This window comes from Proteiniphilum sp. LBM24028 (assembly GCF_056629195.1).
This window is the reverse complement of sequence record NZ_CM152817.1, coordinates 1,434,190-1,451,263: the sequence shown is the minus strand read 5'-3', so window position 1 is coordinate 1,451,263 and position 17,074 is coordinate 1,434,190. Positions and strand designations below refer to the sequence as shown.

Below are 17,074 nucleotides of genomic sequence, written 5' to 3'. Positions count from 1 at the left end.
AAATTTTCAATTTGATTTTACAATATAATACTTTAATTAAAGCATTATATTCTTCCCTCTATTCTGTAAGTTTGTGCAGTAGTCGTTTTGCGATAATAATATCGTGCCCGGCTTTCCATAATGGAGATGTCTTTATTTTTTTATCCTCCCTTACATCAATCATTTGTTTAATGTCAGACAGAGCTGGTAGCGCATCTCTTCCCATCTCTTCCAAGACGGTTATTGCCTCTAAACGAGTGAGTAAATTGTCCATCTGTAAAGCATCTGTCAAAACAGGAAGAATACTACTAATATCTCCCAAGCGATACAAAGCTTCAGCAGCCACAATTCTGACAGCTGGTTCTTTATCCTTTAAAAGTAATGTCAAATAGGGTTTGGCAATCTGAGACTGGGGATTTAGGATACAATATCCCATTGCCGCCCAATACCGGACAATCGGATTTTTATCTGTCAGGCGGCTTATTAATTCTTTCTCAAAGTCAGTATTCCGACTACTTGACATTTCGGCAGTTTCTAAAATTTTCTGCAGAGGATATTGTGTACTGTGTGTAAATTCATAAATAGTCGAAGTATCAGAAATGCATACTTTCATCGATTCAGGAATAAATCCTGCATCTTTTGTGTTGAATATAATCTCTCGGTTAGCATTTCTCATTTTTTTTAAAATATCACCGTATCTTTTGTCAGCAGCTAAATTTTTGACATTAAAAGGATCGACAGAAACATCATATAATTCTTCTGTTGGTTTTTGCTTCCAAAAGGCGGACTGTTCTGCGTTTAATGAATTATTCTTAAAGGCTTTTTCCCATGATACAACTGAAGGAGCTTGCCACATATATTCTGAATATTGCCCATAAATTTTATGTGGCATGTAATTTCTGACATAGCGATATCTTTTACCTCGGATAGAACGAACAATATCGATGCGCATATCAATTCTGCCTTTAAATGCATAAGCATACTCTTTCTCCTTTTCTATCTGCTTCCCAAGGAAAGCACAACCTTCCATATAGTCGGGAATTTTCACTTCGGCAAGGCTTAACACAGTGGGCGCAAAATCTTCAAAAGAAATTACTCTTTTATTTCGTGAGCCTGCCTCACTGGGTGCTAACGATTTAAATTTATCAGGAAATCGTATAATGAGTGGCACATGCAACCCCGGCTCATTAATGAAACGCTTACTCCCGGCTATTACTCCTCCATTGTCACTATAAAAAAACACAATGGTATTCTCAGATAAACCAGCTTCATCCAGCTCTTTAAGTAGTTCACCTACCTGATTATCCATTTTTTCGATATTATCATAAAATAAAGTCCAATCATGTTTTATTTCAAGTGTAGAAGGGTGATAAGGAGGAAGAGGTACATCCTCAGGATTATGTTTAAGTTTAATTACTTTATTACCTACATTGTGTATTTTGCTTTCATGTGTGATTCCTAAATTAAACACTGCAAAGAAAGGTTGATCCGCTTTACGGTTTTTATATGTTGCTTTCAGACTGGATTCGTTCCAAGCATCAGGCTGATCAATGGTGTTATAGTCTTCTTTTGCATTATTCGAAGTATAATATCCAGCATCTCTTAAAAATATGGGAAAAAACTTTATAAAATCAGGAATAGTGTACTTACTCCTTAGGTTATCGGTACCCAAAGAACTTGCTAACATTCCGGTAATCAGGGTGGATCGTGAAGGAGAAGATGCCGGAGCGGAAAATACATTTTCAAATAACACACCCTCTTTAGCTAAATTATCAATATTTGGAGTTGTTGCGAATGTATTTCCATAACAGCCCAGTAATGAACTACTAGTATCTTCACATACAATCCACAAAATGTTGGGAAGATCCTCCTTCTCTTGCCATCCGGTTAGAATGGAAGTTATTCCAGAAAGAATAGGGAAAAAAATAGATTTAAACATGTTTTATCAGTGTTTTAAATAATCTATAGAATTAAATCATCTTTATTTTTAACTTAATCGTCCAACGGCTACCCATTGGCGTTTTTTTACAGATAATGCATTAAATATTTTTGGCATAACCCTAATAAACATGATTACCACAGGTAGATTATTTTAAAGTTTTATTAATATTACTAAACTGAGGTTTTTTTATATTATTTGCCAGACTCATCAGAATCTTTGCGGGATAGACAGTGCTGTTTAGCCATCTGTTCATTGGATATTGGGTAAAGAAAGTTGGATAATCTCCGTTATTTGCTTTCTGAACTACAGTGAATGAATTGGCAATAGACTTGGCCTTCGCCAAGTAGATTCCATTTTTTGTTGCAACATAAGCTTCCCAATAAGTCTCCAGCATAATTCCCGCACTTCTTCCAACCGGCATCCAGAACGCGTATTGTTCTTGTACTGACGGAGTGATCCAATTTTCTGATTTACCTCCCAAACGGGGTTCTTGATAGGCTATTTTCATCGGACGTTCCCAAATCACAAACTGATCTTCTGAAAAACGCACCAGTTCTTCAGCTAGTTCCAGTTTTTTCTTATTTTTGAATAGATAAATAGCTAAGTCACAAGCTTGCTCTCTGCTCAGATTACGATAGGGTGGACGAGCATTGATATCCTCAAACTGGCCCTGCCAATCGAAGGTTTTTACTGGGTTCTCCATAACCCACTTGATTGCTTTTTCAGTTGCTTCGTTAAGACCTTCGACTTTATAATCACGTTTTAGCCTGTCAAAATAATTGATTATTGCGGTGGGGATCACAATATTTTCAGCTGTTGGTTCGCCCGTTTCATGTTTAACAAACTGATACCAGCTCCCATTAGATAACTGACGCTTCAAGTAAGTTTCGGCTATTTTTTTCGCTGCTTCCAAATATTTCTCTTCTCCCGTATAATCGTACAAATCAAGAAAAGCATTGCCTGCATCAGCTCCCATAATTGAAAAATGGTTTATGGGCTTAAGATGCTCCTTCTGAGCTTTTTCAGAATGAACCCCATAGTAGGTCGGAACAAAATACTCCCAGGGTGAGCCTTCCTTAAAGCGAATGCTCAACATATAATCTGCCACAATCCTTGCCAATTTCGCAGAGCGCTCCGCATTAGCCGTCCAATTCTTAAGACGGGCGTGCGTCACGGCTCCAATAACCAAAGCACTATAAATCTTCGCTGGATACCTGTAATTGATATAATCAGGGGCCGGTTCTTTATGAGACAGCCAATATTGCACATAATCCTTCTCCATCAGCTGGTCCAGTGCTAAAGCAGCACTTTGATCATAAGGCATTACCGGGTTATGGTATATCCCGTTAAACGTAGCTGCACGATAAAAATCTCTTTTACCGGAAACACCAATCTCCTGTCCGTCTTTTGAAAGAGCGGTAACAACTAAATTGTAACTTCCAACCGGTAAGTCAATCCAAACCGGAGACAAGGCGCTATAGGGTTTATCACTTTCAAAACGATATGTTGCGGAGTCATCAAGTGAAGTTAATTCAAATCGGTAAGTCGTAGCATTTTCAATTTCTTTAAAATCGAAAGCCGGAGCATAAATAAACCGTTTGGCGTACTCATTCCAGAAAGGTCTTTCGCCGGGGATCCCCGGACGTACAGGAGTGGCTGATTCCTGCAATGCGATAACTCCTAAATTATCAGGTTCCTGTCTTTGAGCACAAGCCAAAAAAAACCAACTGCAAAAGAACGGTATAACATAAATAATCCATTCATTTTTCATAATGCAAAGTTATTATATTATTCCAATGCTGGATTTATATTGACTTCAGATAATGGTATAGGCCATGTTTCATCCTTACCAACCCTAAAAGCTTTTTTCGTTACAAACCATCGTTTATGTGGATCGTTATAGTTCCCGTCTTTTCTGAGAGTTTTTGCAGTTGGGAATACTGCGCCGAAAAAGCGTCCTTGCAATACAGTCCCAGCCAAATCCCAACGTAGCAAATCCCATAAACGCAATCCTTCACAGGCAAGTTCAACTCGTCGTTCGTTTCGAAGTATAGGACGGAGTGCATCAGGATTGGTTTCGGTCACCGGTGGCATTTTGACCGAGGCTCTACCTCTAACTATATTTATTGTTGCATCCAATAAAGCTTGATCAATGGATTGTCCTGCTTCCAGTTTTGCCTCTAGATAACTTAACAATATTTCCGCATAGCGAATTATAGGAAGATCATTACCTACACTTGCAGGATTACCTGAATATCCTTCAACCATATATTTCCTTAATGAATATCCTGTACGTGTAGCTCCTATTGTTGTTGTCAAACGATCTGGTGAATTCGTTGAATCAGGATGACTGATATATTTAACTCCATCAAAGGTTGCTCCATTTACAAAAATTGTGTAACCTAGTCTTGGATCTCTGTTTTTACGCACATCCTCGGGATTGTATCGTGGATCACTGTATGAAAAAGGAGTTCCATCAGTAAATTCATATGATTCTACAAGATTAGCCAAAGGATTGAAAAAAACCCAACCTCCCTTTAATGCGATATAAGTTTTCTGATATAAGGCGTTACCCAAAATGTCTTGGATAAATATACTACTAAAAATAAGTTCATTACTAAATTCATTGGTTCCATTAAACAAGCTTTCGTAATCAGGATCTATAATATTGTCGCCAAAATCAATAATTGTTTTATAAGTAGCTGCTGCATCAGCAAATTTGTCTGATGCCAATTGTATTCGTCCCAGAAAAGCAAGTGCAGTTTGCTTAGAAGCTCGACCAAACTCAGACGTTGGAATATCTTTATGACGTGGTAAATCAGCAGCAGCAGCGTTTAATTCCGTGATAACAAAATCAATGATATCCTGCTTGCTTGCTTTGGTTACAGTATTGGCTTCTTCTGCTGTCAATACTTTTGTGACAAGGGGGACTGATCCAAAATGTTGTGATAGATAAAAATATTCAGCGGCACGCAAAAAGCGTCCCTCAGCAATCATTCGTGTGATTTTTTCTTTCGAAACAGAGCTTTTTTCCACATTTTCCATGAAATAATTACAACGGGCAATTCTTAAATAACTATGATTCCAATAATGTGCCAGAAGTCCATTATTATTTACAAGTGAACCATTTGTGAGTTTGTCTATCGGAGAACTGTTCCCTCTTCTGTCGTAAGCATTATCAGTTGCCATTTCTGAAAATAACAATCCAGAATACGACCACCAACCTGTTGGATTCACATCACCTCCATTATATCTATGATTGCCTCTGTACATGCCAGTCAACGCCAATAAGACATTTTGCTCAGAATCCCAAAAACCGACATTAGAGAAGTTGGAGAGTGGAATTTTATCCAATTCATTCGAACATGAAACTGATAAAAATATGAATAACAGCAAAATAAGTCCTTTATATTTACATTTATATTGTATCTTTTTCATAATATTTTATTTTAAAAATTAGCAATCAATCCAAAAGTAAAATTCTTTAAAATAGGATAATAGTCTTGTGCTCCTACATTAAGTTCAGGATCCCATCCCTTTCTATAGCCACTGATTGTCAATAGATTTTCAGCTCTGACATTAAATCGAATTTTTTTTATATTCAGTTTATTTGCAATTTTGCTTGATAATTCGTAACCAAGCTCCACATACCGTAATTTGATATATGAGGCATCCAACACCCAATAATCTGATAGAATGGTATTGGGAGTTCCTGTATTAGGTATTAATTCTAATCTTGGATATATTGCTTTTGGGTTAGGATTTTCCTTAGTCCAGCGTCCATCCATTTGCCAGCGTTGTACATTTCCATCATCAAAGTAAAAAGCATGTCCAGCATTATTTACAAGTCGTCCTTGAACATCAGAAACTGCTTGAATTAAGGCCCCAATACTGAAATTTTTATAATCAATTCCCAAATTTAAACCATATGAATATTTTGCAATTCTACTTCCAAGTAAAGTGCGATCGTAGGCGGCATTCACTATTCCGTCGGGTACTCCGTCAGGACCACTGATATCTCTGTATTTTATATCGCCTGGTTGTGGATTTGGATTAACCGCAGACTGGTTGCTCGTGGCTGTATAGTTTCCTACGTCTTCTGCATCCACATACAATCCTTCCGTGAGATATCCGTAATAGATTTGAAGCGGATAACCGATGAATAGAGAAGATCCGTTACCTACCAGACCGTTAGGTTGAATTACATTCGCCACACCCAGATCTAGAACTTTATTGTTGACAATGGTAAAATTACCGGATAAAGAATATCCGAAATCTCCGATTTTATTCCGGTGATCTACAGTAAATTCCCACCCATTGTTCACCATAGAACCAGAGTTGGTTTCTGCAATGTCAAATCCCAAAACATTCGATACACTTGCACTTGGAGACACCAAGATATCATAGGTATAACGGTCATAATAAGTCACCTCCAGGTTCATTTTACCTCCCAATAAACGGGCATCAAAACCCACATCATAAATTCGGGTTGATTCCCAATGAATACCAGGATCCACCAGAGTAGTGCTGGCTATCCCAGTGTTTACTGTATTTCCGAATCCGTAATTATACCCAGAGTTTAAAACCTCCTGGTACGGGTAATTGCCAATATTTTGATTTCCTAATATCCCATAAGATGCTTTTAATTTGAGATCATCCAAGAATTGAAAGCGGTTTTTTAAAAAATCTTCTTCAGATACTCTCCATCCTATTGCGAATGAAGGAAAAAGAGCGTATTTTTTGTTTGTGGGAAACCTGGAAGAACCATCGTAGCGCAATACACCCTCCATTAAATATCGATTGGCATAATTGTATTTCATGCGGCTAAAATAAGAATCCAATGCGTATTCACTTGCAGTTCCACTATTTGTCTGTCCGTCTGCTGAACCGGCATTGAGAACGGTAATATCATTGCTTGGGAAATCCAGTCGGGAAGCATTTGTATTTTCATTATAATAGTCTTCAAATGAATGCGCAACCAAAATATCAAAACGGTTATTTCCAATAGCTTTACTGTATTCTAATAATTGCTGTAGGGTTTTGTATGTATTATATCTGTGAGAAACAGATAAGTTTGATGGACCAACAAAAATGTTATCATTTAACCTTTGAGTTGCCTCAAATACATCATTCCTTCCATTTAATTGAGTATATCCTCCGATCAGCGAAAATTTTAAATTTTCAAGAATATTCCAATCCAAGCGAGTATTTCCATTTAAGTCTGTTGATCTGTCCTTATAAAATCCATCACTTGCTAATAATGAAACCGGTGTTCCTACTCCCGCTAATCCAACTCCAAAGTCTCCATTACTTAAAACAGCAGGATAAATATTTGGATACCTAAGTGACCAATTTATAATACCCAAAGTTCCTTTGGCATTGCCTGGTATAGAACCAGGAGTATGAGGCTGATTATCTATTACTTGAACGCCAGATAAATTAGTTGTTAATGTTAGATTCGAATTTAATTTAGCTGTTAGATTTATACGCATGTTATAACGATTGTAGTTATTTTCATCAATTATACCATTTTGATACAGATAGCCCAATGACACCAAATATTGTATATTATCCTTTTTTTGCGATATAGATATATTGTGGCCAGTCTGAATAGAACTCTTTTTTATTATTTCATCAATGTAATCTACGTTCGGATAATTATCGGGATCAGACCCATCTTTAAATTTTTGAATTTCTTCGGCGGTATAGCCTCCGGCACCTCCTCCTGTTGCTTCATTTAACAGTTCAGCATATTCCCATGAATTTACAAAAATTGGCAAATTAGTAGGTTTTTGAACTCCAAAATGAGCATTGTATGATACATTTATCTCTTCGCTCTTTCCTGATTTTGTTGTAATAAGGATAACCCCATTCGCCGCACGTGAGCCATAGATTGCTGCGGAAGAAGCATCTTTCAATACAGAAATATTCTCTACATCGTTGGGATCAATATCATTGTAATTCCCAACAGGAAGTCCATCTACCAGAATCAGGGGTGCTGTGCCAGCGCCAAAAGATCCAACTCCACGTATTTGAATGCCTCCCCCGGGAGCACCAGGTAAGCCTGAACGCTGAATTATTGATACTCCTGCAAATTGTCCTGTCAAAGCTTGACTTAATTGGGGTGTTGTACGGTGATTAATCTTTTCTGCACTAATTTGTGAAACCGATCCAATTACATCCGACCGTTTCTGAATGCCATAACCTACAATCACAACTTCATCAATCAGTTTGGAGTCTTCAGCCATACGTACATTGATATTTGTCTGATTATTAACTGCTACTTCTTGTGTTTCCATTCCCACAAAAGAAAATACCAACATTCCATCTTTTGGGACATTAGAAATCAAATAATTTCCTTTATCGTCAGTAATGGTACCCTGGGTGGTTCCTTTAATAACGACCGTAACTGAAGGGATAGGAATATTTGATGAGTCTGTGACCTTACCAGAGATAGTAAGAGATTGCTGTGTATTCATGATATCAGCCGATACATTCTCTATCACAAATATCAAGAATAAAATAAATATCTTGATTATTTTTAGGATTCTGAACGAAGTGGAAAATCTATTCCTCCCTGGAACATAAGTTTCGTTTTTTTTCATCATTTTTGCTTTTTGTTTATTAATTATTTTTCGTTAACAATATTTCTTGATTATGAATAGACTAATCTTAGTCTTAAATTATTAAGTAGTGGTATTACAGGAATAATGAATCTACTCTCACGTTCAAAGTTAATCATTCCAATATCCATATTTTTTATAATCACGATGATGGCCAAAATTGAAAAAGAACCCAGATTTCCTGTCGATAAAATCGCTACGTCTTTTTTTAAAAGAGGGATAATCGTTGGTCTTCTCTTTCCATTTCAGCAGAGTATTGTTCATTTCAAAAGCAATTTGTTGATATTCTTCCCGGTCTATCAGGTTGTTGACTTCGTATGGGTCTGTCATTAAGTCATAAAGTTCTACTTGATATCTTGGAAACTCAAAAATAGCTTTTTGGTATTTGTTCAAAATACCCATCTCTTTTCCTTTGAGCAAGTCTCGCCAGGCTGGTGATTTCGAATAATCTCCAGTAATTGGGAAAAGCAATTCAGGATATCCGTTCAATATGAGTTTATAACGTTCAGAACGGACGCTACGGATATGTTCATCGGAGTCGTGCCAATTTCGTTCTGAAAAAATAAAACTTCTGCCTGGTAAGGATTGATCTGTAAAAATAGGTTGGATACTTCTTCCATACATTTCTGCTGGTTTATCTACTCCGGCAATATCCAGAATAGTTGGAGCAAGATCAATCACGCTGACAAGTCGGTCATATTTGGCACCCGGTTTAATGTGACCTTCCCAATACATTATGAAAGGTGTCCGGATGCCAGAATCATATACTGTAGCCTTCGCCCTCGGAAAAGGCATCCCGTTGTCGCTTAAAAAGATGATAAGGGTATTTTCAAGAATTCCTCTTTTTTCAAGTTCCGATACCATGTTTCCAATGTTCTTATCCATACGGTGAATTTCGTCGTAATACAATGCAATTTCTTCTCGAGTCTCATTTGTGTCTGAAAAATATACCGGAACCATAACATCATCCGGATTATGTATCTTTTTTGCGCACTGATCTCCTCCGTAAGGACGGTGCGGATCATGAAAAGCCACCCATGCAAAGAAAGGATTGCCGTTTGTTTTATCAAGAAATTCCCGAAATAGCTCGGGTGCTTTGTTGTCATTGCCTTCACGAACATAATCGAACTGATTATTTCCATTTTTCCCCAAATGCTGCTTCATTAACAGACCAGAATAATATCCTTTTTGCTTTAGATAAGAGGGTATGAGCTGAACATGATCATTCAGTTCGGTATGCAAATCTTCGGTTCCGATGGTATGAGCAAACTGACCGGAAAGAATACTGGTGCGTGAAGGACTGGATTGGGGCGTGGTCAGAAATGCATTTCCACATACCAACCCATTTGTTGCAAGCCTGTCTAGATTGGGTGTTTGTATCACTTTATTTCCATAGCATCCGAAGTCCATTCCGGCATCATCAGCAATTAACACCAGGATATTTGGATTTTTTTTTGAATTTGCCGACAAGCGAAATTGGATGAATAAAATAAATAAAATTAAAATTATGCTATCTTTAATTCTCATAAGTTAATCAGTTTAGTTGGCTACTCATTTTTTAGTTTCCGGAAAGGTAAGTCTGCGCAATAGCAAACTTCCGTGTGGCAATAAAGTAACTTCTTTCTCGCCACCCTGGCTGTTTATCATTTTTCCTTGAAGAGAAACAGATGGACTTTCCCATGGATTTAATGAATCAATCATTGTTGTTTTGATTGATTGAAAAAGAAGATCACGCCGGATTGACAGATTCCAATAATCTTCATCTTCCTCTGGGGTAATCAGGTATTCATAGAAACCACTTTTCACTCCGTTTATTAATTTCAATTCTTTATTTGTTTTGTTATTTGCCGGAATAGGTAAGGAGTAAAGCAACGGTCCTTGTGAATAATATAATGTACTGTCTTGGGCAGTTTTCAATTTCACTTCAAAATCGAAGTCCACATGAATTGTTTCATTTTTGTCCCATTTCTTTTCTATGTTGATCTGTTTTTCACTCATTTCTATGTGTGCATCTTTTCCCGCATCTACTTTTACGTCTCCTGCTCCTTCTGGGATACGAATCAATAGTTTAAACAGAACAGGCTTGTCTGTGGTCATGTGAAAAATCACCTGATCGTCAAATGGATACATTGTTTCTTGCTTTACATGAACAGATGATCCGGAGATATTGGTTTCCAAAGTTGACGGCCCAAAGAGCATGGCAAAAATACCGGGTTCATTGTTTAAAGAATACCACATGCCATCGACATAATAGGGCATAATACGTGTTGAATTGAGCGTACAACAGGCAGCGGCACGATGGTAACCGGCATAGATGGTCCGTCCGTTCAAAAAGAGGGTATCAGCGGCGGCATATTGATCGTCGCGTCCCAGATATTGGACTGCAATATTTGTTGGGTGAAAACGTGCAGCCTGTGCTGCATTAAATACAGTATTTTCAATCTGATCAGCTATTTCCAGTGTTCCTCCCCAAGCCAGTATCCTGTTCCAGGCCATCACGCCTTGGGTCATTGAACAATATTCCCCCAGCGTTTCTCCAGTACCCATTCTTCCGTGAACCAGTTCATCACCGACCAGATTTCCAGCTGGAGAAGTATGATAAGACAAACGTTTCAATGCAGTAGCTGCCGCATTGACGTAGTCCTGTTCTCCGGTAAATGCTGCACATATCTGTGGACCGTGCAGTCCTTCAACAATGTGGGGAGTATGTGTGTAAAATACACGTCCTTCTTCCAGCAATGCTTTGAGTTGCATATCGTCATCCCTCACTTTATTATTTGAGTAATCACTATAAAACCACAGAAGACCGTCGCGATACTCATTGTTGCCGGTTAGTCTATATAACCACTCCAGTGTATCAAGGAATCCGATGCCGTGAGAAACACCCCCGTGATTTTCAGTACCGGCTCTCCCAAAGTAAGTACCTATCTCATAGCTGTAGGTATTTAATGTGAGTGACGCGGCTTTCTCTACTGCGGCAAGCACTTTCTTGTCTCCAGTAAACTCGTAGTAGGCAAGCATAGCCTGAAAAATGCGGCTTTGTGTCCATAATTCTCCATCAATGCCTTCTTTTGGAAAACGGGATTCAGGAGTATAAATACCAATGTAACCACCACTTTTCTCAGCTGTGGCGAGAATATCATCCATCCATTTTTTTGCTCTCTCCTGATATATCTTATTGTCGGTAAGAAAAGCCAGGCGTACGATTGCATCCTTCCAGTATCCTTCGTGTTCACCCGCCCACCATGCCGGTTCTTTTCCTTCTACCTTTCCGCGCATAATTTTTACATTACCGGGTTTCCGTTCCTGTCGCGCAAAAAGTTCGTATGAGACGCTGGGCCATATTCTTTCATATGAACCCGCCAGTCCCTTTTCAATATCCAAACGCATCTGTTCCATGATCCATCCTTCGGGCTTCACACTTCCTGCATGTAATGGAACAAGGCTAAGTTCACTAATCGCCACATTTTCTTTCAATTCATAGCTGCTATCTTTTTGTGGAGATTTACAACTTTCTGCAAGTATTAAGAATGCAGCCAATAATAACATGTCAATTGCTTTTTTCATACGTTTCATTATTATAATCATTTAAATCTTTCGGTTTTCCACCATTTCTCCAATGCTTTTCAATTTTTTCTAACGATATCCCTTTGGTTTCAGGTACATAGAAGTAGCCCCAAACCAGTCCGACAATAGCTATTACACTATAGAAAAAGAAAGCTCCTGCCGGATTTCCCGTCTTTTCTCCAGCTACCATCAATTCTGTACCAGGTATGGCAAAGACTCTGATGAGTTTGAAGAAAGTGAAGGAAACAATCGTATTAAAAAACCAGACAGACAGAGAACCCAATGAGGAACCCAGACCTCTTACGTGTTGTGGAAAAACCTCCGAAATAATTAACCAGCCCAATGGCCCTATGCTGATAGCATAAAATGTTACATAGAGGAATACCAATCCGATTGTCAGCCATTTGCCCATTTCTCCTAATTGGTTGACAAATATAAAAGAGGTACTTAAAGCCATCAGTGATAGAGCAACGCCGGACAAACCAATAAGATAAAGCTTCCTCCTTCCGAGCCGGTCCACAAAATATACAGAGACAAGGGTTGCGAGAACATTTACAACTCCTACACCCACAGAAGCCCATATGGCCGAAACGGCACCATCAAATCCTGCCATCAGAAATATCTTTGGACTGTAATAAATCACCGTATTGATCCCGACAAATTGCTGGAAAAACATAATGCCGATGGCAATGATCAATGGAGTCCGCAACCATGGCTTCAACAATTCCTTCCAGCTCGAAATATTTTTTTCATTTTCTTTTAATTCGGCCTCCATTTGTCCGATCACAATTTCGACAGATTCCTCCGGTTCGATACGTGACAAAATCTTCCTGCTTTCATCAATTCTACCTTTACTCATCAGCCAACGGGGTGTTTCCGGTACAAAATAGACCCCGACAAGCAATATCATTGCGGGAATAACACCTACATAGAACATCGGACGCCAGCAGGAAATATCCTGTTCATCTGCAAAGAAAAGATCGGAAAGATAGGAGGTCAATACACCGATGGTGATCATCAGTTGAAACATGGATACCAACCTGCCACGCGGACGTGCAGGAGATATTTCAGCAATATAAAGAGGTACTGCAAAGGAGGAGACGCCGATAGCTACTCCCAGAAACAGACGGGAAAGGATAAGATGATAAATGTCAGGAGCAAATCCCGACCATAAAGCGCCGATGGCAAATATGACTGCCGAAGCCAGTATAACAGGTTTACGTCCCAACCGATCAGTCACCTTGCCGGAGAATAAAGCGCCCAGGATCGCACCGATTAATCCGGAAGATGTGACCATCTCAACCATGCCGTTATCAATGCCGAAGTCCTGCTGAAGAAAGGGTATGGCCCCCGAAATTACACCGGTATCAAATCCGAAAAGCAAACCACCTGTCGCCGCGATCACTGCAATGACATATACCAGATTTTTATTATATGTTTTATTCATGGGAATAACTGAGTTTTTAGGGTTCGAAACTTCTCCAGATATCTTCCTTTAATTGTGGCTTCGCGACATAATGGAATATCTGTGGATTCTCCTCAAAAGTCCGGTAGATAGGCTTACCTTTTTCAATACCCAGCGCCGAATAATCGGCAGGGCGCTTGTAAACTAACTCCGAAGGTTCATAAGCCGGATTCGCTTTCCAGACGAGTTCATTCTCTTCATTATACACAGGGAACCAGGCAATTCCGTTGTGCATGCGAACACCATCGTATACAAAGCCGTAATCCCTGTCACACCATGCCCCAAAAGTCAACGGTGTTCCCAAATCGGCACTGATTGTCGCGTGTACCCAATAAGGTGGAACAACAACAACGTCTCCGGCTTCGGCAAAGACTGCAAAACATCTTCCAGGATAATCTTCAGCCGTCTCCTGCATATAGATAATGGCTTTGCCGGCCCATATCTCGTAAATCTCCGGGGTTGACCACCCGCTATAAGTCGAAACTTTATGCATATGTCCCTGACTTCGCACGGGTTCTCTCCCTAACATCCCCTGTGCATAGGTAACAACTCCAAACAGTAGGTGTAAGGATTCCAGTAACTCCCTGTCTTTTTTCTTACCCACATCCATGGCAATTGAGTAGACCACATCAGGTCCTTCGCAGGAAGGCTCCAAAAGGCTTGCGCGTATATCGTCGAGTCTGCGGCTCTCCGGTTCAGGACCAAATACATCTTCTCCATAGATAAAACCCATTCCTGAAGGATGTGGCATTATATTTATTCCGCAATCAAATACTTTTTCAGGCTTCATGACGGATATACGCTTTAATGGTGGCACACGTTTTTCCTTCCGATTCGCCATAGGGACTAATCGTATATAATCCTATTGCTGCAGGTACAACAAATGTTTCCGCATAGTGTACCACAAACGGTTCGAAAGCTCCTTTCGGACTTTCTACAATAGCTTCTCTTCCTTCAACCAGATTGAGTACATTCACACTATCGTTCGTAGAATGAAGTACCTTACGGGAAAACCAATGACGGCGTGTTTCTATAAATTCCTGTTCATGCAAACCGGTTTTCTCTTCCAGTAAACCTTCTTCTTCTCGGATCAAGGTGAATTTATTGATCAATTCCCGCTTTACCCATGATTCAGTACGATTCCACCAGATAGACCTCTTTCCGTGTTCAATGTTGATCGGACGAGGCTTTCCATCTAGTCCCATTCGTCCCCAATCCCAGAGTTTAAAGGTGAATATAAAAGGAGTGGCACTAATCTCCAATACCATGCAATTTTTTCCAGAACAATGTACTGTTCCGCTTGGGATAAGTATATGATCATGTTTCTTGACAGGATAAACCCCGACATGTTTTTCAGCATCAAAAACTCCTGTTTTCTGGGCTTCGTTTAATTCAGCAATCATTTCCTCTGGTAAAACATTTTCTTTTAATCCCAGATAAACGATGGCATCTTCTCCGGCATCAAGAAAATAATAACTTTCATCCTGGGTATAATGCATACCGAATTTTTCCTGTATATATCCTGTCAACGGGTGGACCTGTAAACTGAGGTTTCCTCCTTCCATTGTGTCCAGAAAATCAAAACGGATTGGGAATTCATCACCAAAACGACCGTAAACCGGTAATCCCAATAATTGTTCAGGAAATGCAAATACCAGATTAATAGCAGGTATCTCAATAATAGCATTTCCAAAACCCAGTAACAGACTGTTTTCTTCAGGCACACAGTCAAAACACCATGCAAAATTATGGGTCGAACGATCCAGATCACAAACTTCTTTCATCCATTGTCCGCCCCAGGGTCCTGGATCAAAAAAAGGAACTACCCGGAAAGGTTGAGTTACTGCTTTTTTTAAACCTTTCCTAATATTATCGGCGGCAATCATTTTAGGAGAATCGGTATTGTTTGTGTCCAAGAAATAATCCCAATGTGGTATCAATTTTTTCTTTAAGCGGTCACATATTCGCCAGTCTACAAAAAAGGCGCGTTTATATTGTAAAGAAGGACGCTCAAAACTATTATTTACCCCAATATTACTTACTTCATTCCGACGAAATCGTTGCTGAATTTCCCAACGTGCCATATCGGCATAAATCAATATGTCAGGATCCTGACATATATAGGCAGCTCCTGTACCATATACAATAACAGTCCCCTCTATAGTGTCAATGTAGCGCTGAATCGAATTTACTTTTTCTTTATCAAAAAAACAGTCAATATTATAGCGGGTCATATAACCAAATAATTCATCGTCAGTTATATCTTCGCGGAAAAATGCGTTAATTTCCTGTTCCGGCAACATTGCATCAGAAGAAATGATAAAATTGTTTTTACCAAATGCTCTCTGAAAAAATGGTATTATTTCCGTATCGATTACTCCTTGATAACATTCAAGCACTACCTTCCTGACCTGTTTATCAAGTTGATCCAAAGAGTCTTTCAGTTTATCAATAATTGCTTCCCATCCAATCCAACAAGAAATATCAGTGTCTGACACTTGTACAATTGGAAACTTATTATAATTAGATTTGAAGTTAGCCATATAATAATTTTTTTTCTTTTTTTTGACTCAGATAAAAATATAGTCCATGAAGGGCGGCATTTTCAGATAGCTGCGCCATTTTGATCTGTATCACAGATGAAGGGCACCATGCATAACGTTCCACTTTTTCCTTCACATAAGGAATGATTACTTTTGCGCTATTCATCACACCTCCACCCAGCACTACTATTTCCGGGTCATACGCATGGATATAAGTCACAATAGCCGCACTCCATATATCCATGCATTCATTTCTAAGAAGTAAAGAATCTTTGTCACCTGTTGCCGCCAAAGCAAATATTTCTTTAAAATCAATTTTATCTGCCAACTTTTTAAAAGAATTCGACAAATGAGGATGTTGCCGTATGATGGCCGGCAGAAAGGAAAAAGACGCCATTGCTTCTACGCAACCTTTATTTCCGCAAGTGCAAGAACGCCCTTTGTAATCTATTACAAAGTGACCACCCAACGATCCTGCCTGATAATGTTGACCGTATAACACGTTTCCGTCAATAATAACGCCTGTACCGATACCGGTTCCGATTGTTATCATGACAACGTTATTTTTCCCTTTTGCCGCTCCTTGTTGCCATTCACCAACAACTGCCAACCGAGCATCGTTATCTATGTAAAAGGGTACATTCCAATTCTGTTCTATCCAATGATTAAAATTAAATTGACACGCATCATCATATTTTTCGTTTGTCGAAATCACTTTTCTCTCTTTTGGGTCTACTATTCCAGGGAATGCCAAACCTATTCCGCTTAATTGCTCAACACTGATGTTCTGGCGTGTTAGAATGCGATCAATTGCATCTTTTATCCTAGGAAGATTTGAAACAAACCCCATAGACAATTGTGATTTCAAGCGTATACAATCTACTAAATCCTCACCACGAATTAATCCAATTTTAACTATAGTTCCACCCAAATCTATCGCTATCACATACTTCAT

The 17,074-nt window shown here is 39.0% G+C and carries 10 protein-coding genes; all 10 read right to left on the bottom strand.

Going from position 1 to position 17,074, the window contains the following annotated elements; genetic code table 11:
* Positions 1-58 precede the first annotated feature (58 nt).
* Positions 59-1,918 carry a sulfatase-like hydrolase/transferase gene (locus tag AC1HCU_RS05740; protein WP_480370139.1) on the bottom strand — a complete coding sequence of 620 codons (1,860 nt, stop codon included), beginning with the start codon at positions 1,916-1,918 and terminating at the stop codon, positions 59-61.
* Positions 1,919-2,066: 148 nt separating this feature from the next.
* The gene (locus tag AC1HCU_RS05735; protein ID WP_480370136.1) at positions 2,067-3,692 is read right to left on the bottom strand and encodes a hypothetical protein; all 1,626 of its coding nucleotides are present in this window, start codon (positions 3,690-3,692) and stop codon (positions 2,067-2,069) included.
* A 17-nt stretch (positions 3,693-3,709) separates the two neighbouring features.
* A complete protein-coding gene (locus AC1HCU_RS05730) occupies positions 3,710-5,359 on the bottom strand; it encodes a RagB/SusD family nutrient uptake outer membrane protein (RefSeq protein ID WP_480370133.1) in 1,650 nt (549 codons plus the stop codon).
* Between the two features lie 11 nt (positions 5,360-5,370).
* Entirely contained in the window at positions 5,371-8,529 is a 3,159-nt protein-coding gene (locus AC1HCU_RS05725; protein ID WP_480370130.1) for a SusC/RagA family TonB-linked outer membrane protein, read from the bottom strand.
* A 126-nt stretch (positions 8,530-8,655) separates the two neighbouring features.
* Positions 8,656-10,071, bottom strand: a complete 1,416-nt coding sequence (locus AC1HCU_RS05720; protein WP_480370127.1) for a sulfatase family protein — start codon at positions 10,069-10,071, stop codon at positions 8,656-8,658.
* 24 nt (positions 10,072-10,095) lie between these two features.
* Complete coding sequence (locus AC1HCU_RS05715) at positions 10,096-12,111, bottom strand: beta-L-arabinofuranosidase domain-containing protein (protein WP_480370125.1); 2,016 nt, start codon at positions 12,109-12,111, stop codon at positions 10,096-10,098.
* Positions 12,095-13,558, bottom strand: coding sequence for a sugar porter family MFS transporter (locus tag AC1HCU_RS05710; RefSeq protein ID WP_480370122.1), 1,464 nt, complete (start codon positions 13,556-13,558; stop codon positions 12,095-12,097). The genes AC1HCU_RS05715 and AC1HCU_RS05710 overlap by 17 nt, the downstream gene beginning before the upstream one ends.
* A gap of 16 nt (positions 13,559-13,574) precedes the next feature.
* On the bottom strand, positions 13,575-14,366 hold the full coding sequence (locus AC1HCU_RS05705) for a glucose-6-phosphate isomerase family protein (RefSeq protein WP_480370119.1): 792 nt from the start codon (positions 14,364-14,366) through the stop codon (positions 13,575-13,577).
* Complete coding sequence (locus tag AC1HCU_RS05700; protein ID WP_480370116.1) at positions 14,356-16,119, bottom strand: class I mannose-6-phosphate isomerase; 1,764 nt, start codon at positions 16,117-16,119, stop codon at positions 14,356-14,358. The genes AC1HCU_RS05705 and AC1HCU_RS05700 overlap by 11 nt, the downstream gene beginning before the upstream one ends.
* Entirely contained in the window at positions 16,112-17,074 is a 963-nt protein-coding gene (locus tag AC1HCU_RS05695; protein WP_480370114.1) for an ROK family protein, read from the bottom strand. The genes AC1HCU_RS05700 and AC1HCU_RS05695 overlap by 8 nt, the downstream gene beginning before the upstream one ends.

Bases quoted from the DNA above. Each gene is read 5' to 3' on its own strand.
- AC1HCU_RS05695 (WP_480370114.1), bottom strand. From the start codon at position 17,074: ATGAAGTATGTGATAGCGATAGATTTGGGTGGAACTATAGTTAAAATT.
- AC1HCU_RS05730 (WP_480370133.1), bottom strand. From the start codon at position 5,359: ATGAAAAAGATACAATATAAATGTAAATATAAAGGACTTATTTTGCTG.
- AC1HCU_RS05735 (WP_480370136.1), bottom strand. From the start codon at position 3,692: ATGAAAAATGAATGGATTATTTATGTTATACCGTTCTTTTGCAGTTGG.
- AC1HCU_RS05700 (WP_480370116.1), bottom strand. From the start codon at position 16,119: ATGGCTAACTTCAAATCTAATTATAATAAGTTTCCAATTGTACAAGTG.
- AC1HCU_RS05705 (WP_480370119.1), bottom strand. From the start codon at position 14,366: ATGAAGCCTGAAAAAGTATTTGATTGCGGAATAAATATAATGCCACAT.
- AC1HCU_RS05740 (WP_480370139.1), bottom strand. From the start codon at position 1,918: ATGTTTAAATCTATTTTTTTCCCTATTCTTTCTGGAATAACTTCCATT.
- AC1HCU_RS05720 (WP_480370127.1), bottom strand. From the start codon at position 10,071: ATGAGAATTAAAGATAGCATAATTTTAATTTTATTTATTTTATTCATC.
- AC1HCU_RS05725 (WP_480370130.1), bottom strand. From the start codon at position 8,529: ATGATGAAAAAAAACGAAACTTATGTTCCAGGGAGGAATAGATTTTCC.
- AC1HCU_RS05710 (WP_480370122.1), bottom strand. From the start codon at position 13,558: ATGAATAAAACATATAATAAAAATCTGGTATATGTCATTGCAGTGATC.
- AC1HCU_RS05715 (WP_480370125.1), bottom strand. From the start codon at position 12,111: ATGAAAAAAGCAATTGACATGTTATTATTGGCTGCATTCTTAATACTT.